The sequence below is a fragment of the Alcanivorax sp. genome (assembly GCF_017794965.1).
In the GTDB taxonomy this organism is placed as follows: Bacteria; Pseudomonadota; Gammaproteobacteria; order Pseudomonadales; family Alcanivoracaceae; genus Alcanivorax.
The window spans coordinates 1,701,812-1,722,860 of sequence record NZ_CP051240.1; the positions used below are offsets into that span (position 1 = coordinate 1,701,812).

17 protein-coding genes are annotated in these 21,049 nt (G+C 56.7%); 7 read left to right on the forward strand and 10 right to left on the reverse strand.

The window, feature by feature from the left end:
* Positions 1–17: 17 nt before the first annotated feature.
* A complete protein-coding gene (gene metH / locus HF945_RS07615) occupies positions 18–3,719 on the reverse strand; it encodes a methionine synthase (protein WP_290525144.1) in 3,702 nt (1,233 codons plus the stop codon).
* Positions 3,720–4,010: 291 nt separating this feature from the next.
* Between metH and HF945_RS07620 the strand changes: the two genes are divergently transcribed.
* Entirely contained in the window at positions 4,011–4,829 is an 819-nt protein-coding gene (locus HF945_RS07620; protein ID WP_290525145.1) for a mechanosensitive ion channel domain-containing protein, read from the forward strand.
* 10 nt (positions 4,830–4,839) lie between these two features.
* Positions 4,840–5,610 (forward strand): DUF481 domain-containing protein, encoded by a 771-nt coding sequence (locus HF945_RS07625; protein ID WP_290525146.1) that lies wholly within the window; start codon positions 4,840–4,842, stop codon positions 5,608–5,610.
* Between the two features lie 292 nt (positions 5,611–5,902).
* Here the strand turns inward: HF945_RS07625 and HF945_RS07630 are convergent, their stop codons facing one another.
* The 4 genes from HF945_RS07630 to HF945_RS07645 all read right to left on the reverse strand — a co-directional run bounded on the left by HF945_RS07630 (position 5,903) and on the right by HF945_RS07645 (position 10,545).
* Positions 5,903–7,276, reverse strand: coding sequence for an NAD(P)(+) transhydrogenase (Re/Si-specific) subunit beta (locus HF945_RS07630; RefSeq protein WP_290525147.1), 1,374 nt, complete (start codon positions 7,274–7,276; stop codon positions 5,903–5,905).
* 3 nt (positions 7,277–7,279) lie between these two features.
* Positions 7,280–7,555: an NAD(P) transhydrogenase subunit alpha gene (locus HF945_RS07635; protein WP_035244439.1), complete on the reverse strand. Its 276-nt coding sequence runs from the start codon at positions 7,553–7,555 to the stop codon at positions 7,280–7,282.
* Positions 7,555–8,772 carry a Re/Si-specific NAD(P)(+) transhydrogenase subunit alpha gene (locus tag HF945_RS07640; RefSeq protein WP_290525148.1) on the reverse strand — a complete coding sequence of 406 codons (1,218 nt, stop codon included), beginning with the start codon at positions 8,770–8,772 and terminating at the stop codon, positions 7,555–7,557. The genes HF945_RS07635 and HF945_RS07640 overlap by 1 nt, the downstream gene beginning before the upstream one ends.
* Positions 8,773–9,117: 345 nt before the next feature.
* Positions 9,118–10,545 (reverse strand): AarF/ABC1/UbiB kinase family protein, encoded by a 1,428-nt coding sequence (locus HF945_RS07645; protein WP_290525149.1) that lies wholly within the window; start codon positions 10,543–10,545, stop codon positions 9,118–9,120.
* 124 nt (positions 10,546–10,669) lie between these two features.
* On the opposite strand from HF945_RS07645, the gene HF945_RS07650 reads away from it, so the two are divergent.
* Positions 10,670–11,440: an alpha/beta hydrolase gene (locus tag HF945_RS07650; RefSeq protein ID WP_290525150.1), complete on the forward strand. Its 771-nt coding sequence runs from the start codon at positions 10,670–10,672 to the stop codon at positions 11,438–11,440.
* An 81-nt stretch (positions 11,441–11,521) separates the two neighbouring features.
* Entirely contained in the window at positions 11,522–12,664 is a 1,143-nt protein-coding gene (locus tag HF945_RS07655; protein WP_290525151.1) for an oxygenase MpaB family protein, read from the forward strand.
* Between the two features lie 213 nt (positions 12,665–12,877).
* Here HF945_RS07655 and HF945_RS07660 read toward each other — a convergent pair whose 3' ends face one another.
* Positions 12,878–14,983 (reverse strand): carboxy terminal-processing peptidase, encoded by a 2,106-nt coding sequence (locus tag HF945_RS07660; RefSeq protein WP_290525152.1) that lies wholly within the window; start codon positions 14,981–14,983, stop codon positions 12,878–12,880.
* Positions 14,984–15,156: 173 nt separating this feature from the next.
* Between HF945_RS07660 and HF945_RS07665 the strand changes: the two genes are divergently transcribed.
* Positions 15,157–16,380, forward strand: a complete 1,224-nt coding sequence (locus tag HF945_RS07665; protein ID WP_290525153.1) for a nucleoside recognition domain-containing protein — start codon at positions 15,157–15,159, stop codon at positions 16,378–16,380.
* Here the strand turns inward: HF945_RS07665 and HF945_RS07670 are convergent.
* Entirely contained in the window at positions 16,362–16,988 is a 627-nt protein-coding gene (locus tag HF945_RS07670; RefSeq protein ID WP_290525154.1) for an alpha-ketoglutarate-dependent dioxygenase AlkB, read from the reverse strand. The genes HF945_RS07665 and HF945_RS07670 overlap by 19 nt on opposite strands.
* 57 nt (positions 16,989–17,045) lie before the next feature.
* On the opposite strand from HF945_RS07670, the gene corA reads away from it, so the two are divergent.
* Complete coding sequence (gene corA / locus HF945_RS07675) at positions 17,046–18,002, forward strand: magnesium/cobalt transporter CorA (RefSeq protein ID WP_290525155.1); 957 nt, start codon at positions 17,046–17,048, stop codon at positions 18,000–18,002.
* Between the two features lie 252 nt (positions 18,003–18,254).
* On the opposite strand, the gene HF945_RS07680 is transcribed toward corA, so the two are convergent.
* Both HF945_RS07680 and HF945_RS07685 read right to left on the reverse strand, forming a co-directional pair.
* On the reverse strand, positions 18,255–19,091 hold the full coding sequence (locus HF945_RS07680; protein WP_290525156.1) for an MBL fold metallo-hydrolase: 837 nt from the start codon (positions 19,089–19,091) through the stop codon (positions 18,255–18,257).
* A 67-nt stretch (positions 19,092–19,158) separates the two neighbouring features.
* Positions 19,159–19,641, reverse strand: coding sequence for a hypothetical protein (locus HF945_RS07685; RefSeq protein WP_290525157.1), 483 nt, complete (start codon positions 19,639–19,641; stop codon positions 19,159–19,161).
* Positions 19,642–19,715: 74 nt separating this feature from the next.
* On the opposite strand from HF945_RS07685, the gene yaaA reads away from it, so the two are divergent.
* Positions 19,716–20,489: a peroxide stress protein YaaA gene (gene yaaA, locus HF945_RS07690; RefSeq protein ID WP_290525158.1), complete on the forward strand. Its 774-nt coding sequence runs from the start codon at positions 19,716–19,718 to the stop codon at positions 20,487–20,489.
* A 257-nt stretch (positions 20,490–20,746) separates the two neighbouring features.
* On the opposite strand, the gene HF945_RS07695 is transcribed toward yaaA, so the two are convergent.
* The gene (locus HF945_RS07695) at positions 20,747–21,049 is read right to left on the reverse strand and encodes a hypothetical protein (RefSeq protein ID WP_290525159.1); all 303 of its coding nucleotides are present in this window, start codon (positions 21,047–21,049) and stop codon (positions 20,747–20,749) included.

Consider the following 21,049-nt stretch of genomic DNA (forward strand, 5'->3'; position numbering starts at 1 on the left):
TGTTAACTGTTACTTGTTCACTGCTCCTCAACGTACCCCAGCAAATGCGGCACCATCCGCTCGATTTCCTTGCGAGTCATGCCTTTGCGGGCGGCGTAGTCGTCCATCTGATCCTTGGCCAGCTTGCCGGTGCCGAAGTACTTGGCCTCCGGGTGGGAGAAATACCAGCCGGACACGGCGGCGGCGGGAAGCATGGCGTAGCTTTCGGTAATCGACATACCGGCGTTTTTCTCCGGCTCCAGCAACTCCCACAACAATGCCTTCTCGGTGTGGTCGGGGCAGGCAGGATAACCAGGGGCAGGGCGGATGCCCCGGTACTTCTCGCTGATCATGTCCTGATTACTGAGCGCTTCATCGTTGGCGTAGCCCCAGTATTCCTTGCGCACCTTCTCATGCATGCGCTCGGCGAAGGCTTCAGCCAGGCGGTCGGCCAGGGCCTTCAGCATGATGGCGGAGTAATCATCGTGGTCAGCTTCGAAGCGAGCCACATGCTCATCGATGCCGATGCCAGCCGTGACGGCAAAACCGCCAAGCCAATCAGTGAGGCCGGTTTCTTTCGGGGCGATGAAGTCGCTCAGGCAGTAGTCGGGCTTGTCATTCTTGCTCCGATCCAGCTGCTGGCGCAGGTGATGGAGGGTCATGAAGGCCTCTTTGTCACCCGGGTTCCGGTATAGCTCGATGTCGTCCATGTTGGAGTTGGCCGGCCAAAAACCGATTACCCCACGGGCACTTAGCCACTTTTCTTCAACTATTTTCTCGAGCATGGCCTGGGCGTCACGGTAAAGCCGCGTGGCCTCTTTGCCCACCACCTTATCATCCAGGATGTTGGGAAATTTGCCCGCCAGCTCCCAGGAGCGGAAGAACGGCGTCCAGTCGATGCGCTGTACCAGGTCCTCAAGCGGGTAGTTATCAAAAACCTTGAGCCCTTTCACCTTCGGTTCCGGCGGCGTGTAGCCGCTCCAGTCCGGCTGGAAGCGGTGCTCGCGAGCCTGCTCGATAGAAATCAGGCTGCGGTCAACTTGCTGCTGCTGACGACGCACACGCAGGCCGTCGTAGGTGTCTTTCAGCTCGGCCACATAATCGCCCCTGGATTCTTTGGAAAGCAGTTTGGAGGCGACCCCAACCGCACGGGAGGCATCGGCCACATGCACGACGGCATGCTCATAGGCGGGGTCGATCTTTACGGCGGTGTGGATCCGGCTGGTGGTCGCACCACCGATCATCAAGGGAAGGTCCATGCCGAGGCGCTGCATCTCGCTGGCCACATGGACCATCTCATCCAGGGACGGGGTAATCAGGCCTGACAGGCCGATGATATCCACGTTTTCCTTCCTGGCGGTGTCCAGAATGGTTTCGCAGGGCACCATCACCCCCAGGTCGATAACCTCATAGCCGTTACATTGCAGCACCACGCCCACAATGTTCTTGCCGATATCGTGCACATCGCCTTTCACCGTGGCCATGAGGATTTTGCCATTGGACTCATCCTGGGTGCCCAGCTCTTCTTTCTCCTTCTCCATGAAGGGCATCAGGTAGGCGACGGCTTTCTTCATTACCCGCGCAGATTTGACCACCTGAGGCAGGAACATCTTGCCTTCACCAAAGAGGTCGCCCACCACGTTCATGCCGTCCATCAGCGGCCCTTCGATCACGTGTAGCGGACGGGCGGCATTCTGGCGGGCCAGTTCGGTATCTTCTTCAACATAATCGGCAATGCCCTTTACCAGCGCATGCTCGAGGCGCTTTTCCACCGGCCATTCCCGCCAGGCGAGATCTTCTTTCTTGCTCTTCTCTGCACCGGAGCCCCGGTATTTCTCAGCCAGCTCCAGCAATACCTCGGTGCCTTCCTCGTGCCGGTTGAGCACCACGTCTTCCACCGCATTGCGCAGCTCTTCGGGAATGTCCGAGTAGACCGCCAGCATGGAAGGATTAACGATGCCCATGTCCATGCCGTTCTTGATGGCGTAGTAGAGAAACACCGCATGAATGGCTTCACGAACCGGGTCGTTTCCCCGGAACGAGAAGCTCACGTTGGACACACCGCCGGAAATCATGGCGTGGGGCAGGGTGCGCTTGATATCCGCCACAGCCTCGATGAAATCCACGGCGTAGTTGTTGTGCTCTTCGATACCGGTGGCGATGGCAAAGATGTTGGGGTCGAAGATGATGTCTTCCGGCGGGAAGCCCACTTCTTCGGTGAGCAACTTGTATGCCCGGGTACAGATCTCCACCTTGCGCTCACGGGTCTCTGCCTGGCCCACCTCATCGAATGCCATCACGATCACAGCGGCCCCATAGCGACGCAGCAGGCGTGCCTGGTGGAGAAAGGCCTCTTCCCCCTCCTTCATGGAGATGGAATTGACCACCCCCTTGCCCTGGATGCACTTAAGGCCAGCCTCGATCACCTCCCATTTGGAGGAATCGATCATGATAGGCACCTTGGCAATCTCTGGCTCAGAGGCCACCAGATTGAGGAACTTGACCATGCACTCGGCAGATTCAAGCATCCCCTCGTCCATGTTGATGTCGATGATCTGCGCCCCGTTTTCCACCTGGTCACGAGCCACATCCAGCGCCGCATCGTAGTCCTGTTCCTTGATCAGGCGCAGGAAACGCTTGGAACCGGTCACGTTGGTACGCTCGCCCACATTCACGAACAGGGAGTCCTTGTCGATGGTGCAGGGCTCCAGGCCGGAAAGGCGGCAGGCCACCTCAATCTCTGGGAGGCGGCGTGGTGCCAGGTCCTCTACAGCTTCGGCCATGGCTGCGATGTGCTCCGGGGTGGTGCCACAGCAGCCGCCGATGATATTGAGGAAGCCCTTTTCGGCCCAACCACGGATTTCTTTGGCCATGGTGTCCGGATCCAGATCATATTCACCCATCTCGTTGGGCAGCCCAGCGTTGGGGTGTGCGGACACAAAGGTTTCTGAAATCCGCGACAATTCTTCGATATAAGGGCGCAGTTCCATCGGCCCGAGGGCGCAATTGAGACCGAAGCTGAGAGGGCGGGCATGACGCAGGGAATTGTAGAAGGCTTCGGTGGTCTGGCCGGTGAGGGTGCGGCCAGATGCATCCGTAATGGTGCCGGAAATCATCACCGGCAAATCCAGATTGTTCTCGTAGCAATATTGGTCAACCGCAAAGACGGCCGCCTTGGCGTTCAGGGTGTCGAAGATGGTTTCGACCAGGATCATGTCGATACCGCCTTCCACCAGGCCGTCCAGCGCCTCCAGGTAGGCCTCCACCAGGGTGTCGAAATTGGTGTTGCGGTAGCCGGGATCATTCACATCCGGGCTGATGCTGGCCGTACGGTTGGTGGGGCCAAGAACCCCGGCCACATAGCGGGGCTTGTCTGGCGTTGATGCCTCGTCAGCCGCTTCCCGGGCCACACGGGCAGCGGCCACATTGATCTCCCGCGCCAGATCCTGCATGTCGTAATCAGCCATGGCGATGGACGTGGCATTGAAGGAGTTGGTCTCGATAATGTCGGCACCGGCATCCAGGTAGCCCTTGTGCAGGGCCTTGATGCGCTCTGGCTGTGTGATGCAGAGCAGGTCGTTGTTCCCTTTCAGATCTGAAGGCCAGTCTGCATATTGGCTGCCCCGATAGTCTTCCTCGCTGAATTTGCAGCGCTGAATCATGGTACCCATGCCACCATCCAGGATCAGGATGCGTTCTTGCAGCTTGGCAGTGAGCGAGGCGCGCAGGGTTGACGTCATGGAAGGCTCCGACAGGGACAACAAAAAGTAAGGGCAGGCATTATACCGATGACGCCATGAGATACCCAACAATGGGTGGAATAAGTGTTATAAATCGGTGATTTAGCCGCAGATATACTGGCCAACACAGGAGGAACAACGCATCATGGTGCGGCAATCGGGCTTGGGAGGCCCGATCTGACTCGCTGAAGTGAAACATTTGTAAAATCCACGGCCATAGCCCGACCTGGCCCGTTCGGATTACCGCAAATCGAGGCATAATCCGCGCTCACAGGAAGAGGAGTACGTTAAATGGATCAATATCTGGATCAGATTCAGACCTTTGCCAATGAAAACCTGATGCCCTACGCATGGAACATCGTGGCGGCGCTGGTGATCTTCATCATCGGTAAATGGATTGTCTCAAAAGTCGCCCAGGGCGTTAACCGCATGATGGACAAGCGAATTGACCATACGGTGGCCAAATTCGTCGGCAACATTGTCCACATTGTGCTGTTTGCCTTTGTGATCATTGCCGCACTGGACCAGCTGGGCGTTGAAACCACCTCTCTTGTCGCCATTCTGGGTGCCGCCGGCCTGGCTGTGGGTCTGGCATTGAAGGATTCTCTCGGCAACTTCGCTGCTGGCGTCATGCTGATCATGTTCAAGCCTTTCCGCGTTGGCCATTATGTGGAAGCGGGCGGTACAGCTGGCACTGTCAAGGAGATCAAGATCTTTGCCACCATCATGGGCACCCCCGATAACAAGGTGATTACGGTACCCAATGGGGCGATCATGGGCGGAAATATCGTCAATTATTCCGAAATGCCCACTCGGCGAGTGGACATGAAGTTTGGCGTTTCCTACGATTCCGACCTGTCTGAGGTCAAACGAGTTCTTGAAGAGATCCTCGCTGCTGATGAGCGTGTTCTCAAGGATCCTGCGCCGGTCATTGCCGTTGCAGAACTGGCTGACAGCTCAGTGAACCTGCTGTGCCGCCCCTGGGTAAACAGCGCCGATTACTGGGCAGTACTGTGGGATACCACCGAAACCGTGAAACGTCGTTTCGATGACGCCGGCATTGGTATTCCGTTCCCGCAGATGGACGTACATCTGGACAAGAGTGAGTAAGGAGAGATTCATGCGCAGCAAGTATTTGGCTGCCATGCTGATTGCTGCCGGCCTGCCGGCAGTATCAGCAGCCGCTGAAGAAGCAGAGGGGGCCACCAAGTGGTCTGGAGATATCGGGGTAGGGCTGCTGTTCAAACGCGGTAATACCAACTCTGACTCCACCAACGCCAACGCCAACATGTCCCGTGAGAGCAGCAAGTGGCGCCATACATTCAAGGCGGATGCGAACAACGAACAGGAAGAAGATCCGGTTACGGAAGACTATGTTCGTACCGATGAGAACTACTTTGCGTCTTACAAGCTCGACCGCAAACTGGGCGAAGGATCAAAGAATTATCTCTTTAATGTATTGACCTACCAGAAAGACAACTTTTCTGGATACCACTATGAGGCCAGCTATGCGATCGGTCTTGGTCGGCGCTGGGTTTCCACTGATCGCCAGACCCTGGATGCTGAATTCGGTCCGGGTTATCGCGTCAAGTGTCTTGATCCCCAAGACACCTATTTCAGCTGCGGAGATTCTGAAGAAGACGCCATTGCCCGTGTTGGTATCAAGTATGAGCTGAAAGTCAGTGAGAACACCGTCTTCCGCGAAGATTTCTCCACAGAAGTGGGCGATGAAGGCGCTGATACCCGTGCAGAGACATCGCTGACCACGGCGATCAACTCCAAGTTCTCCCTGCGTCTTCGCCACCTTCTGGAGCACGATTCCAAGGCACCGGACGGCACAAGCGAATCCGACCACACCTTCTCGGTTGGTGTGGTTTATACCCTGAAGTAAGCTATTCAGGCATCCCAAAAGCCCCGGCTCGAGAGAGACCGGGGCTTTTTTGTGCCGCTTCGCAGCGGCATCACGCTTCATGCAACATGCTGCACGTAGAGATCAAAAGGCGTTACACCACAGAGATCACTGAAGAAAGACGGTTTGTCTCTGTGAACTCTGTGCCCTCTGTGGTGAAAGAGGGGTTGGTTTCAGCTCTTAGCGTCAAGCGTCAGGCATCCAGCGTCTGGCGGCCGCGAAGCGGCCAAAAAAAAGGCGCCCCATGTGGGGCGCCTTTTTTTCAGGCCAGCAATCAGCCTTCTTTCAGGGCAGTGGTAATGTCCAGCACTGCACCCTTACCGTCACCGAACAACATCAGGGTGTTGTCCTTGGCAAACAGCGGGTTGGGCAGCCCGGCAAAACCGGCGCTCAGGGAGCGCTTGACGACGACAACGGTCTTGGCCTTGTCCACGTTGAGGATCGGCATACCGTAGATCGGGCTGCCTTTATCTTCACGTGCCATGGGGTTGGTTACGTCGTTGGCACCCAGAACAATTGCCACATCGGTCTGCTCGAAGGTGGGGTTGATCGCATCCATATCCTTGAGCTGGTCATAGGGTACTTCGGCTTCCGCCAGCAGTACGTTCATGTGGCCAGGCATACGACCCGCAACCGGGTGAATGGCGTATGCCACTTCGATGCCAGCGGCTTCCAGGGTATCAGCCAGGTCACGGACAGCGTGCTGCGCTTGTGCCATGGCCAGACCGAAACCGGGAACGATCACCACGCGCTGAGCAGTTTCCAGCAGCATGGCCACTTCGTCAGCAGAGGTGGATTTCACCTTGCCGGCGTAGACTTCGTCTTCGTCCATGGCTTCGCCAGCTTCCGCCATTACACCGAACAGTACGTTGGTGAGTGAGCGGTTCATGGCTTTACACATGATGCTGGTCAGGATCAGACCAGAGGCGCCTACCAGGGAACCGGTAATAATCAGCGCGCTGTTGCCCATCACAAAACCGGCAGCAGAGGCCGCCACACCGGAATAAGAGTTCAGCAGAGCGATAACCACCGGCATGTCCGCACCACCAATCGGCAGCACCAGGAACAGACCGAGAACGGCTGCAGCCGCAACCAGAGCCCAGAATACGGTTTCGTTGCCCGGATTCATGACCAGGTAGCCGATACCGGCCAGGGAACCGACAAACAGAACGGCGTTAACCAGTTTCATGCCCGGGAAGCCCATGGGCTTCCCGTCAATCAGTTCCTGCAGCTTGGCAAACGCGACCAGGGAACCTGTGAGGGTCACCGCGCCGATCAGTACAGCCGCACCGGTAGCAATAATGGACACCACATCTGTGGCCTGACCGCGGAAAAACTCCGCTGCAGCAACAGAGAAGGAGGCACCGCCACCAAAACCGTTGAGCAGAGCGATCATCTGCGGCATGGCCGTCATCTGTACCTTCTTGGCCATAACAGCACCAATCAGGCCACCGACAACAACACCGGCGATGATGATCTCATAGGTGACAATATGCTCGTTGAGCAGGGTCACAACAGCCGCTACACCCATACCGGTAGCAGCCAGCAGGTTGCCGCGCACAGCGGTCTTAGGCTTGGTCAGCCCCTTGATGCCCACCACAAAGAGGCAGGCGGCGATCAAGTAGGCGATATCAATCCAGTTCTGCATGAATTACTTCCTCTTGAACATCGCCAGCATTCGATTGGTGACCATAAAGCCGCCAATCACGTTGATGGTCGCCAGTACCACCGCGATAAAGCCCAGCACATTGATCAGCATGCCGGAATCAGAGCCGGCTGCGATAAGTGCACCCACCACGGTAATCCCGGAAATGGCATTGGAACCGGACATCAGCGGGGTGTGCAGGGTCGGCGGAACCTTGGTGATCAGTTCAACACCGAGGAAAATCGCCAGCACGAACAGGGTCAGTTGAGCTACGAAATCCATTATTTTTCCTCCTTGCTGTCGTCCGCTTCCTCAGTAGCCGGCGCTTCTGGCTTGGCCAGAGCGGGCAGGCCGAGAATGTCACGCAGGCGAGCCTGGGGCACATCGCCATCGTGACTGATCACGGTTTCAGCAACGATCTCGTCTTCAAAGTCCAGCTGCAGGTCGCCATTGTCGTCGAGCAGCAGGTTGAGGAGGTTTTCCATGTTCTTGCCGAACATCTGGCTGGCATGGAAAGCCACGGAAGAGGGCACGTTCTCGGGACCAATGATGGTCACACCGTGCTGGACAACGGTCTTGCCAGCTTCAGTGAGATCACAGTTGCCGCCACGCTCTGCGGCCAGATCCACGATGATGGAACCGGGCTTCATGGCCTTGACCATATCTTCGGTAACCAGGATCGGGCTCTTGGCGCCGGGTACGGCAGCAGTGGTGATAATCACGTCCATGTCCTTGACGACTTCAGTCATCAATTCACGCTGACGCTTGAGGAAATCTTCACCCTGGGCCTTGGCGTAACCGCCGGAGCCTTCAGCTTCACCGGTGTCCAGATCCAGTTCGACCGGCTTGGCACCCACAGACAGGATCTGTTCACGTGCAGCTGGACGCACGTCATAGGCTTCCACTACTGCGCCGAGACGCTTGGCCGTGGCACAGGCCTGGAGGCCAGCAACACCGGCACCCATGACGAAAACACGGGAAGCGTTGAGAGTGCCCGCTGCGGTCATGTTCATGGGGAACATGCGCTGGGATTCAGTGGCAGCCAGCAGCACGCACTTGTAACCGGCGATCATGGCCATGGAAGACAGTACATCCATGGCCTGGGCGCGGGTAATACGCGGTACCAGTTCCAGTGCCAGACCAGACACCTTCTTCTCGGCCAGGGTCTGGGCAAACTGCGGATTGGCCAGCGGGTCGGTCATGCCAACCAGAATCTGTCCTTCATTCAGCTTGTCCAGGTCTTCGTTGCCATTGGCAGTGTTGCTACCGGGCGTCTGTACCTGAAGAACAACCTGGGAAGAAGAGAAAATCTCGTCACGATCAACCAGTTTGGCTCCGGCCGCTTCAAAAGCGCTGTCCGGGTAACCGGCAATATCACCGGCGCCACGCTCGACCTTGATCTCGACACCTTGTTTTTTCAGCAATGCGCTGACATTGGCAGGCGTCAAAGCAACGCGCTGCTCGCCAGGGCAGATTTCTTTGGGAACACCGATAATCACCTGCGTTACCCCCGTCTGTGGTTCGCAAATAATCGACTTCCGGAGGGGAATGAAGGGCAACCCAATTCCCTGAAAGCCGCGTAAAGTAAGGCCTGCAGATTGCTGACAAGCTTGTCAGACAAGGATGCAGGGCCTCAGCAGGGTGCTAACCATATTGCGCGTCTACCAGCTTGGCAAATGACAAATGGTTATCGTACCGATAAGCGCTTAACGAACGGATAACGTCCGGTCACGCATTATGGGTTCTGTTGCTGGCCTGTAATGACCGCAATGGCACCGGCTCCGGGGGTTTAATCACTATCCGGGAGGCGGTGCCGGCCATCCTGAGGCCGGGGTCTGTCAGCGTCAATCCACCGGACTGATGGTTTTCTGGTCGACCAGCAGGATATCTTCCTGCTCCTGCATACTGATAAAGGGGTCCAGAATGTGATTCCCGCGCACTTCCGCGTCGATCACGTGCAGGAAAGTGTAGGCTCCCAGCAGTTTTCGGAACAAAAAGATAAATTCCTTCGGTGGTACATCAAAATGGACCGAAAGGGCGTTCTTGCCGGCCTTGTTCATGATCCGGGAAGGCAGATTGCTTTTCCCCCAGCGATATTCCAGCTGGTCATTGAGCAGATCAGCGGGTGGAGGAAAGCGCTCGGGATCCTGCAACACTTCCACGGCTTCAAAACATAACGCCGCGAAATCATCCAGAATTCGCCTCGGGGTTCCCCGTGCAAGGAAATCCAGAGCGTTGAGGGCTCGAACCAGGCGATCAGCGTCATGATGGTAGGAGGCACGGATCATTTCGCGGCCGGGACCAAGTACATCATTGCCGAAATCACGGATAGCGCCAAAATCCAACAGTACGATCTGGTCTTGTTCAGGCTCGGCACCAATTCTGAGCAGATAATTGCCAAAATTGGGGTCGGTCTGCATCTTGTTCCACTCAAAGACTTCCCGACAGCACAGCTCCATGATGGCGCGGCCAATAAAGTTGCGGCGAGTCTGTGATAATTCCAGGACGGCTGGATCCGTTACACCGATGCCTTCTTCAAAAGTCATGCACATGATGTTGTGGCTGGAGAACTCCGGGATGATTTCCGGCACCACGAAGCGGGGATCATCCGCCAGAATCTGGCGGAAATGTCGGGTGGTGTGAGCTTCAAGATCGTAATCCACCTCACGGCGCAACATTTCCCGCACTTCGTCCAGCCACATGTTGAACTGTTCAGTAATCGGTACCAGGCGGCTGAGCTTGAGCAGGCGGACCAGGGCGCGCATGTCGGAATCGATGGCATCCGCCACACCGGGGTACTGAATCTTGAGTACCAGCTGGCGTCCGTCGGATTTGCGGGTTGCACGGTGCACTTGCGCCAGTGACGCCGCGCCCAGCGGGGTAGGGTCCACGTCCAGTTCGGCCAGTTTTACTTCACCCAGCTGACGCTGCAGATGCTTTTCTATGGAGGACCATTCGAGGGCCGTGGTCTGGTTTTCCAGGGTATGCAGAGCAGTGGTCACTTCTTCAGGCAGGAAGTGCTCTCCGAAGAGCGCCATCATCTGACCAATCTTGACCACGGACCCTTTGAGTTTGCCCAGTTCTTCCACCAGCTCCTGGGCACGGGCAGTCAGAATTTCCTTGCGACGCTCTTCGCGCTTGTCCTTGTTGGTAAAAAACGTACCGGCACTGGCGGTCGCATACTTGGCACCCGCCATAAAACCGGCTTTGGCCATGGAAAAGCGACGCTCAACAGAGCCTGTTTTTACTCGTTTTACCGTTTTTCGTGTCATCGGCGAGGAAACTCCATTTGCCATCCAGAATGCCGGTGGCATTCTAGCGGGTAAACCCGGGCGGGTCATTGTCCAAACCGCCGGGGTTACCGTCGGGAAACCACAACGCAAAGGATAACAGCGAATGGCAAGAACCTGGGTGTTACTCAGAGGCCTGGTCCGTGAAAAGAAGCATTGGGAAGATTTTCCGGCCAAAATGCAGGCCGCGCTACCACAGGACCGGGTCATTACTCTGGATCTGCCCGGCAACGGTGAGTTCTTTAATGATCCCAGCCCCACACGAATTGGTGGCATGGTTGTTCATGCCCGACATCAATTGAAACAGATGGGGCTGGAAGGGCCGTATCACCTTGTGGCGCTATCACTTGGCGCCATGACGGCGGTGCAATGGCTCTCCCAGGCTCCGAAGGAGGTTGCCTTCGCCGCCCTGATCAACACCTCTTCCAGCCGCTTCAGCCCGTTCTGGAAACGCCTGAGACCCGCCAATTATGTACGCCTGATCCGCGACGGCATTCTTAACCGGGACAAGGTGAGCAAAGAGCAGGCCATCCTGGAGATCACCTCCAACCTCCACGGCCGGGAATACCTGCACCAGCTAGCCGAAAAATGGGCGGAATATGCCCGGATGCAGCCCGTCTCCGTAGCCAACAGCCTTCGGCAATTGCTGGCTGCAATGCGCTTTCACGCTCCGGCGTCACTGCCGGCCAGTGTGCCGGCCCTGATCATCAATGGAGGCGGCGACAGGCTGGTGAGCCCGGATTGCTCACAGCGCATGGCGGATGCCTGGCAATTACCCATCAAGGTTCACCCCCAGGCGGGCCATGATCTGCCTCTGGACGCCCCCCAGTGGCTGATCAACAGTCTGATTGAGGGGGTAACAGAAAGCGGCAAATAGTGTATTGACCCTCTTCTCACGTGGCCTTACCTTTGAGTCAGAACTCACTGGTTCTGAAAACAATAATACAGAGAGGTATCTATGGCCACGCCCCAGGAGCTTGCCCGTTACCAGAAGGGGCCACAGAGCCCGCAGGAGCGGATCTGGTGGGACCGCTACTCCCACGACAACCTGAATCGCTGGCGCCAGATCCAGGACCCGCTGGCAGATCGCTGTGCGGCCCAGATCAAGTTCAGCCGCCCTTCCGGGCTGCTGGATGAGGTGGAACGGCGGGCGAAAGAGGAGGGCGGGGATTTCCAGGCCTTCCTGGACCATTGCCATACCGTGCCCTCATGGGTGGACTTCGAGGAGATGGAGCTGGGGCGCCGCATGTACCGGCGTAATGGTGCGCTGCAGGGGCTGGTGTTGATGTGTTCCAGCCTGGTTGAAGGCTATGCACATAACAAACCCTCCCAGGTATTGGTTGCCACAGGGCGGTTACAGAAGGACGTCTCACGCCGGATCTACGAAACCGGGCAGATGCTGCACAACATTGTTGGCGATGATGGCCTGAAGCCTGGCGGATTGGGGCATCGCACTCTGATGGAAGTCCGGTTGCTCCATGCCGCAGTGCGCCAGTTCCTGCGTAACAACCCCCGCTGGGATGTGGAAAAGTACGATATGCCCATCAATCAGGAAGACATGGCGGGCACGATTCTGGAATTCGACTTCATGGTAGTGCGCGGGCTGAAGCGACTGGGGGTCAATATCAACCGCCGCGAACATGAATCCATGCACTATTTCTGGCGCTATGCCGGCTACCTGCTCGGTGTGGATGAAGCCTTACTGACTACCACCCTGGAAGAGCAGGAAATCCTGGCTCTTCAGCTTACTTCGCACCTTTATGATCCGACCCCAGACAGTGAGTCCTTGGCCAAGGCGCTGCTCAAGGACATGTCTGGCAAACCACCGTTCAATCTGCCCTATGATGTGCTACTTGCCTTCAGTCGATATCTGATAGGGGACAGGGTGGCTGATGATCTGAACATTTACAGCTCGGTGCCTGCCAGCTCCGCAGTGCATATCGTCAAGACCGCCATTCGTGCCGCCAGTATCAGCATGCGCATCCTGCCAGACCCTGCCAAGCGCCTGGTGGAAGGCTTCAATCACAATCTGGGCCGCCGCACACTGCAGCTGGGGCTGGGAGACAACCCCGCACGCTGGGGGTTCAAGTCGTTGGCGTAGGGCGGCTTGATGCTCGAACCCTGAGGGACCTTCTCGTGCAAGCACGCTCCCATGGGACAGGCATCTGCGAGAGTCAAAATGCGGCGGTGAAATCCTGTTCCCCTAAACAGAGAAACCCGCCGGCTTGCCAGCCTGACGGGTTTCGGACTTCGCTAAATCAAACTGTGGGATAGCTGTGGCGTGTCGCCGGCTTTGTGAGAGCGAGAGAATCTTTCAGCCTTTGCGTGCCACCTGGTTGTCACGAATCAGGTCGATGAGATCCACCAGGATTTCCCCGGTTTCGCGCACGTAAGGGTCCTCGTCCATGGCTTCCTCATGACTTTGCGGGTCCAGGGCCCGCTGCTCCTCAAGGTCGCGCAGGGCCTTGATATCGGCAAGAGGCTCTTCATCCCGGGCTTCACGGCGAGCATTCTCGATGGCCAGCCGCTGGGCATCAAAATCTTCCTGCATGGACGCCCGCTGCTCCATGTTCAGCGAGAGCTCATCCCGGTTGCGGTTATGGTCGAGCAGGGTGCGCAGTGATTCCACGTAGACAAATTCCGGGTCTTTCTCGATGCGGCTGTCGTGGCGCTCTCTCAGCATGGGCAGGTAGGGCACCATGTCACTGACGCGTTGATAGTTGGCCGACTCGATCTCATCCCAGGGCATGGCGTTGGGCAGAGAGCTTTCTCCCACATCCCCCTTGTCGATCAGCGAGGGCATATCCACATCCGGGACAATGCCGAGGTTCTGGTTACTGGATCCAGATACTCGATAGAACTTGGCATTGGTCATTTTCAATTTGCCGTGGTTCAGATCCAGCAGGGTCTGCACGGTGCCTTTGCCGTAAGTCTGATCACCAACGATCAGGGCCCGGCCATAATCCTGCATGGCTCCGGCGAAAATTTCGGAGGCGGAAGCGCTGTAGCGGTTTACGATCACCGCCATGGGGCCGGCGTAGAGCACCCCGGGAAACTTGTCCGCTTCTACACTGACCCGACCACTGGATTCACGCACCTGGACCGTGGGGCCGCGGTTGATGAACAGGCTAACCAGCTTGTTCACTTCCAGCAGGGAGCCGCCGCCGTTGTTGCGCAGGTCGATGACGAGACCATCGATATTTTCCTTGCGCAGCTCTACCAGGAGCTTGGCCACATCGCTGGTGGTGCTGGTGTAATCCGGGTCGCCACGGTGGAAAGCGGCAAAGTCCAGATAGAATGCCGGAATCTCGATCACGCCCAGCTTGCGGGTTTCGCCCTCACGCTGGATTTCGATAATGTCTTTCTTCGCCGCTTGTTCCTCAAGCACCACTTTATTACGAATGATGCTGATCACACGGGTGTCGTGCTCGCTGTTGGTGCCGGCCGGGATGATTTCCAGATTGACCTTGGTGCCCTTGGGGCCACGAATCTGATCCACCACCTCGTCAAGACGCAGACCGATCACCGGGACAGGGGAGGCGTCCTCCTGTGAAACGCCCACGATACGATCTGCCGGCTTCAATTGACCGCTCTTGGCCGCCGGACCGCCGGGCACCAGACGCACCACCTTGGTATAGCCGTCTTCGTACTGCAGTACAGCCCCGATGCCTTCCAGGGATCGGCTCATGCTGATATCGAAGTTCTCGGAGTTGTGCGGGGTAAAGTAGGTGGTGTGTGGATCGAACGTCTGGGTCAGGGCATTGATGTAGACCTGAAACACGTCCTCAGGGGTGTTTTGCTTGATACGCTTTAGCTGGCTCTCGTAGCGGCGGGTCAGGCGTGTCTTGATGTCCTCATCAGCAGTGCCATTGAGACGCATGGTCAAGACCGCATTCTTGAACTGGCGCTCCCAGATGTCGGCGAGGGCGGCTTCGTCTTTGGCCCAGTCGGCCTCTTCCCGATCCACACGAACGGTGTCAGCGCCATCGAACGTCAGTTCTGACAGGTCGCCATTGACCATTTCCAGCATGGCATCGAGGCGCTCCTCGATACGGCTCTGGAAACGGTTGAAGATGGTATAGCCTGCTTCGAGCTCGCCATCCTTGAGTTGATCATCCAGCACTTTGCGGTAACGCTCGAATTCGTCGATATCGCTGGCCACAAAGTAGAGACGGTTGGGATCCAGATCCTTCAGATACTGGTCCAGTACGCGGCTGGAAAGCGCATCATTGAAGTCCAGCTTGCGGTAGTGGTACTTGAGCTTGTCCGAAATTTCCTCGGCTGCATCCCTTTGCTCGCTGGTCGGTTTCAGGGCGCCTTCAATCTCTGGCGCAGCACGCAGGCTGCCAGTGACTTGAAGTGTGCCGCCCAGAAGCAGCACCGCCAGACCGACTGGAAACATTTTACGGACTAATGACATGCGTTTTCTCAATGGTTTACCTTGTTTGTGACCGGAAAGCGGCTGACCATATTCAAGCCGGCTATATTGCTAGACCCGATCAGCTCTTTGGTGTTCCCGTGGACGCAATATGGCAACACCAACTACCAGAATTTCATACACTTAGATGTAAACCCTAGCGCAAGGGGGAAGGTTTGCACAGACTCTTCAGCCTGTTTTTCCTCGCGGGCGTCGCCGGCGCCTGTATTCAGTTGCTTATGGGGGATATGGAGGCTCCCGGGCGATTAGTCAATGCGCTGTGGGCCGCCGCGGACCTGGCCGTGGAGGTGTCCCTTGGACTGATCGGCGTACTTGCGCTGTGGAGTGGCCTGTTCCGGCTGGCCGAAGCCAGTCGTCTGGCAGACCGGCTTTCAGCCTGGTTAACACCGCTGCTGGGCAAGCTGATGCCAGGCCTGCAAAACAACCGGGCCGCCACTGCACCGGTCACCATGAACCTGGCCGCCAATATGCTGGGCCTGGACAACGCCGCCACCCCATTGGGACTCAAGGCCATGGAGGCGCTTCAGGCCAATAATCCCAGGCCAAAGGTGGCCACAGACAGCCAGATCATGTTTCTGGTATTGAATACGTCCTCTGTCACGCTGGTGCCCGTCACCGTGCTGCTTTTTCGCGCCCAGCAGGGCGCAGAAGATCCTGCAGCCATTTACTTGCCGTTGCTGATGGCCACCACCGTATCCACATTTGTGGGGGTATGGGTCACCAGCCGGGTGCAGAGAATTTCCCTGTTTCAGCCCCTGCTTTTGCTGGTGGCAGGCTTGTGGCTGGCGCTGCTGGGCGCACTGGGGCTGCTGGTCTGGTTTGCACCGACAGACGCGGCCAATACCTTGTCCAGCTTGCTGGGCAACGGGATCCTGCTGGTGGTACTCGCTGCATTCTTCATTGCCGCGTGGCGTACCCGTCTGGACAGTTATGATGTCTTCGTTGAGGGGGCCAAGGAGGGCTTTACCACGGCTGTTCGCATTATCCCTTATCTGGTTGCCATGCTGGCGGCCATCGCCATGCTCAGGGCGGGCGGGGTACTGGAATTATTTCTCGGCGGGCTTCACTGGCTTGCTGCCGCCATGGGCATGGATACCCGTTTTGTGGAAGCCCTGCCAGTGGCGCTCATGAAGCCTCTCAGTGGTTCTGGTGCCCGGGCTGCCATGATCGATGTAATGCAGACCCAGGGAGTGGATTCCCTTGCCGGTCGGATGGCGGCAGTGATGCAGGGCTCCACGGAAACCACGTTCTATGTACTGGCGGTGTATTTTGGCAGCGTGGGCATTCGTGATTTCCGCTATGCCCTGTGGTGCGGCCTTGCGGCAGATGCGGCCGGGTTGCTGGCCGCCATACTGATCAGTTATGCGTTCTGGGGCTGAATGATCTTTCTGAAGGTAAGGTTGATCCGGCCTTCATGAACCCGGGCGCGGCGGGGCAGAGCGTGCTGAAAACGTGCCTGGACAGCCGGACTCATCAACAACAGGGAATTGTGTCTCAATTCCAGGCTGGCGCACTGCTTGCGGTTGCCATAGCGTGGACGGAAAACAAAATCCCGACTGACGCCGAGGCTGAGTGACGCGATCCAGGGCGTGGTGCCCAGCTCCGGTTCGTCATCACTGTGATAGCCCATACAGTCGTTACCGTCCCGGTAGAGGTTACCCAGCACACTGTTGAAGCGTTGCCCGGTGAGTGATTCCACATGCTCGAGAACCGGGCGCAGTACATCAGGCCAGCCGCTGGCGCGTTCTGTCAATCCGGAATATCGGTAGCTCACCCCCTGTTCACCTTCCCAGACTGTCAGTCTTGGTGTGGAGTAAGACCTGCCAAACACCGTCACTTGAGGCTGATGCCAGTCAAGTGCCTGTTCAAGCCGGCCATACAGGTTTCGCTCCACACCGTCGGGCAACGCCGTCTGCCACAGCCACAGTCTGGCCTCGTCGTCGAGCGTAACAATTTCAGGTTGGCAAGCACCGGGGTTGGCGGTCATGATCAGCTTCTATGGCAATGGGTGCCGAAGTAACAATTCGCGATACAAGGACGCATCATGCTGCATCTTTTCAACATTGAAAACGGTGTACTTCGAGAAAAAGACAGCGCCTCTCATCCTGCTGACGGCGCCCTGATTGGCCAGGCCAGCTGGCTGGACGTGGTTGAACCGGACGATGCCGAGCGGGGACTGGTGCAATCGTTCTTCGAGGACGCCTTGCCCTCGGACGACAAGGAAGAGATCGAATCCTCTGCCCGTTATTTCAGTGATGAGCACGGGCTGCATGTCCACTCCCTGTTTCTGATGCAATCCGATGGCCGCTCCCGGACCTCCTCGGTGGCGTTTGTGGTGCAGGATGACCGGCTGATTTCCTTCCGTGATGATACCCGCATGGCGGATTTCCGCCTGATGCGCATGCGTATACGCCGGGGCTGGGTAAAGGCCTCCCAGCCAATGGACATTCTGCTCAGCATTCTGGATCAAAAGGTGGAAAATCTGGCGGACGCCATTGAGGACGTGCACCGTGATCTGGAACAGGTGGGCTACAGTGTACTGGAAGAAGAAAATGGCGAGCTGGACCAGGACATCGAACGTCTTGCACGGCTTGAGGACACCAACGGCAAAATCCGATTGTGTCTGATGGACACCCAGCGCTCCATTTCCTTTATTCAGCGCTATGTGCGCTCAGACAAGTCCCGCCGCCGGACCTGCTCCGAAATCCAGCATGACCTGGATACCCTGATGTCGCACACCACATTTCTGTTCGACAAGATCAACTTCCTGATGGATGCCGCCCAGGGGTTCATCAACATCCAGCAGAACCAGATCATCAAGATTTTTTCCATAGCCGCGGTGGTGTTTCTGCCCCCCACCATGATCGCCAGTATTTACGGCATGAATTTCCGGGTCATGCCGGAATTGGCACTGGAATTTGGTTACCCCATGGCGATTGGTTTGATGATCCTGTCGGGAATCGCGCCGTACTGGTATTTCAAGCGCAAGGGGTGGCTGTGAAGAGCAGTTAATAGTTAACAGTTAACAGTTAATAGCTAAGTCAAAAGCAAAGACTGCGACGCTGCGGCGAGTTGGAATTTTACTGTAGGAGCACCACTTGAGGTGCGAACCTTGCGCAGCAAGGGCCGGCATTAACCGGCGATTGGAGGGTGATTAAATACGAAAACCCCGCCGCTGCGGTTTTTTTTGGTTTTCGTAACTCGTAACTCGTAACTCGTAACTCGTAACTCGTAACTCGCTTCTCATCCGTCGTTACTCGTTTCTGCGCCATCCGCCTTCAGATTCTTCCGCCTTGCCATCCTCGGCCAGCTTGATCAGGTGGGCGAGCAGGGAGAATTCGGCGACGCCGTGGAGGAAGGCGGGGACGTCGTTGTAGACGCTTTTTACCAGCTGGTTCACCGGTGCTGCTTCTGGCAAGAGGCAATCGAGCACCTTGTCTTCCCGTTTCTGTCGATGGGCGAGGGTATGGCTGAGCGCGGTTTCAGGGTCGTCGATCACGTCTCCGTGGCCCGGTGCCATCATGGTAATGCCGCGTCCCTGGAGCTTTCGCAGCGAGGCGAAATAGGCACCCATGGAACCGGAAGGCGGGGCGATTACCACGGTAGAGCCCTGGATCAGGTGATCACCAGTAAACAGCAGACCGCTGTCACTGAGAAAACACAGATGATTGGAGACATGGCCCGGTGTCTCTATCACTTCCAGCGTTGTACCGCCGCAATCAATCTGATCACCTTCCGCAAGCAGGGTATCTGCCTGCCAGCTCTCATCCTGCAGGCCATCATCGGGCACAAAGGGGCCAAGACATCGCGCGCCCGTTGCCGCAACCAGAGCCAGAGCCCCCGGGGAATGATCCCGGTGGGTGTGGGTGACAATCACCTGGGAAATGGGCTTGCCCAGGTCTTTCGCTGCATGGAGCAGCGCCTGCAAGTGGTCATGATCCTCCGGGCCGGGATCAATAACAGTGAGGCTATCCTTGCCATACAGGTAACTGTTGGTGCCAGGGCCGGTCATCATACCCGGGTTGCGTGCCAGCACTCGCCACGCATTTGGACCGATGGGCGTGGCCTGGCCTGGGATCAAGGACGCCATAGAGACTCCAGGGTGTCAGGAACGCGAATTGTGACCATTATCACCCCATCTTGCCAGTCCAGTCCGCTCAGGGCGAAGGGTAGGCGAGTCTGGATACCGGCGACACCTCCCATTTATCTGCCTGTTTATTCCCTGGTGGGTGGCGGGTCACCATTGCAAACGGGTAATGCCGGCCAGCGGGAATAAACAGCAACAAGGTGTCTTCCTGCTGGTCCAGAATGACGCAATCCGCCTGACTGTCCGGGCAGGAGAGCGCTGTAGCGCGCAGTGTCACCCCGGCCAGATCTAGCTCACTGTCGTTGAAAAGCGTCCCGGTGAAGCGCACACCGGATTCAGAGCGCACTGGTTCGTCAACCTGTATCCGCAGCTGCTCCGGTGGCAGGGTGACCTGGTCATTCTTGCCCTGTTTGATGACACCGTAAGCGAGAATGGCCACTGCAACTGCCGTGACTGTGGCAGTGACGGCAAAAACCCGCTTTCCTCTTTGCCAGCTGGCCATAAGCAGGGCAATTACCGCGATAACCACAGTCAATATCAGCAATAGGCGCATTTCACCTCCTCTTTTGCAGACCTGCGCTGCTTAGATTCTTATAATTCCGCCAGAGACATGTAAAGGAGAACATCATGCTGATCGTGGTATCCCCGGCGAAAACGCTGGATTATGAAAGCCCGCTCCCCCCGCTGAAGACCACCCAACCCCGTCTTCTTGATGACAGCGAGGTACTGATTGAGCGTGCCCGGCAGCTTTCCCCGGCGGATGTGGGCAGCCTGATGAAAGTCAGCGACAAGATCGCTCATCTCAACGTTGAGCGTTTTGCCCAATGGCAGCGCCCGTTCAACAAGACCAATGCCCGTCCGGCTGCGTTTGCCTTCAAGGGCGACGTCTATACCGGCCTGGAAATCGCGTCCTTTACCGACAAACAACTGGAGCGGGCACAGCAGGAATTTCGCATGTTGTCAGGACTCTACGGTGTATTGCGACCGCTGGACCTGATGCAACCCTACCGGCTCGAAATGGGCACAAAGCTGGACAACGAGCGCGGCAAGGACCTCTATGCCTTCTGGGGCCATACCATCACGGATCAGCTGAATGCCGATATGAAAGCACAAAAAACGGATGTGCTGATCAATCTGGCGTCTAACGAGTATTTCAAGTCCGTCAAGAAAAAGGACATCAACGGCCGTATCATCGAACCGGTTTTCCAGGACGAAAAGAACGGCAAATACAAGGTAATCAGCTTCTACGCGAAGAAAGCGCGAGGACTGATGGCTGCATGGATTTTGAAAAAGGGCATCAAGGATCCAGACAAATTGGTCAATTTCGATGTGGCAGGCTATCGCTACTGTGAATCAGAATCCACCGCTGACAAGCCGGTGTTTCGTCGCGAAGAGCAGTAAAAGGCGGGTTTACCACAGAGGCCACAGAGTTCACTGAGGAAAACAAGGTTTTTGCCGTGTCTTGGCGGGTTCTGTGGTGAAAGTAGAGAAAGGTTTCTTTGCGAGCACCCTTTGACCGATGTTTCAGGAAGGGATGTCACCGAACTGCCGGGTAATTCCGTTCGTTGGTCATCGCGGCAGTTGCCCAGAGGCACAGAGCGAGCCGAGTGAAAGGTTTTTACTCAGTGAACTCTGTGACCTCTGTGGTGAAACCGCGTTTAATCTTTTTTCTTGTCTTCGAACTCGCTGCGTGCTGCCAGCAGGCCAGTCTTCAGGCCGTCCCAGGCGAGCTCAATACCATCCTTGATGTCTTGCCAGGCGTCTTCGCTGCGCGATTCCAGCACGTCCAGTTTGGCTTCCAGGTCCTTGCGCTGTTCCTTGAAGTCAGCCAGCTTTTCTTCGGCTTCTTCACGCCATTCATGGCTGAGATCATCAATGCGTGCAACCAGGCGATCACGCTGATAATCCCAGTCTTCCAGTTTCTGGCGAACCGATTCAACAAAATCCTTTTTCTCTGACAT

What these genes read in the sequence shown, in the direction of transcription:
- HF945_RS07650 (WP_290525150.1), top strand. Translation starts at nt 10,670, where the DNA reads ATGGCAAGAACCTGGGTGTTACTCAGAGGCCTGGTCCGTGAAAAGAAG.
- HF945_RS07620 (WP_290525145.1), top strand. Translation starts at nt 4,011, where the DNA reads ATGGATCAATATCTGGATCAGATTCAGACCTTTGCCAATGAAAACCTG.
- metH (WP_290525144.1), bottom strand. Translation starts at nt 3,719, where the DNA reads ATGACGTCAACCCTGCGCGCCTCGCTCACTGCCAAGCTGCAAGAACGC.
- HF945_RS07670 (WP_290525154.1), bottom strand. Translation starts at nt 16,988, where the DNA reads ATGACCGCCAACCCCGGTGCTTGCCAACCTGAAATTGTTACGCTCGAC.
- corA (WP_290525155.1), top strand. Translation starts at nt 17,046, where the DNA reads ATGCTGCATCTTTTCAACATTGAAAACGGTGTACTTCGAGAAAAAGAC.
- HF945_RS07655 (WP_290525151.1), top strand. Translation starts at nt 11,522, where the DNA reads ATGGCCACGCCCCAGGAGCTTGCCCGTTACCAGAAGGGGCCACAGAGC.
- yaaA (WP_290525158.1), top strand. Translation starts at nt 19,716, where the DNA reads ATGCTGATCGTGGTATCCCCGGCGAAAACGCTGGATTATGAAAGCCCG.
- HF945_RS07625 (WP_290525146.1), top strand. Translation starts at nt 4,840, where the DNA reads ATGCGCAGCAAGTATTTGGCTGCCATGCTGATTGCTGCCGGCCTGCCG.
- HF945_RS07635 (WP_035244439.1), bottom strand. Translation starts at nt 7,555, where the DNA reads ATGGATTTCGTAGCTCAACTGACCCTGTTCGTGCTGGCGATTTTCCTC.
- HF945_RS07660 (WP_290525152.1), bottom strand. Translation starts at nt 14,983, where the DNA reads ATGTCATTAGTCCGTAAAATGTTTCCAGTCGGTCTGGCGGTGCTGCTT.
- HF945_RS07630 (WP_290525147.1), bottom strand. Translation starts at nt 7,276, where the DNA reads ATGCAGAACTGGATTGATATCGCCTACTTGATCGCCGCCTGCCTCTTT.
- HF945_RS07645 (WP_290525149.1), bottom strand. Translation starts at nt 10,545, where the DNA reads ATGACACGAAAAACGGTAAAACGAGTAAAAACAGGCTCTGTTGAGCGT.
- HF945_RS07680 (WP_290525156.1), bottom strand. Translation starts at nt 19,091, where the DNA reads ATGGCGTCCTTGATCCCAGGCCAGGCCACGCCCATCGGTCCAAATGCG.
- HF945_RS07685 (WP_290525157.1), bottom strand. Translation starts at nt 19,641, where the DNA reads ATGCGCCTATTGCTGATATTGACTGTGGTTATCGCGGTAATTGCCCTG.
- HF945_RS07695 (WP_290525159.1), bottom strand. Translation starts at nt 21,049, where the DNA reads ATGTCAGAGAAAAAGGATTTTGTTGAATCGGTTCGCCAGAAACTGGAA.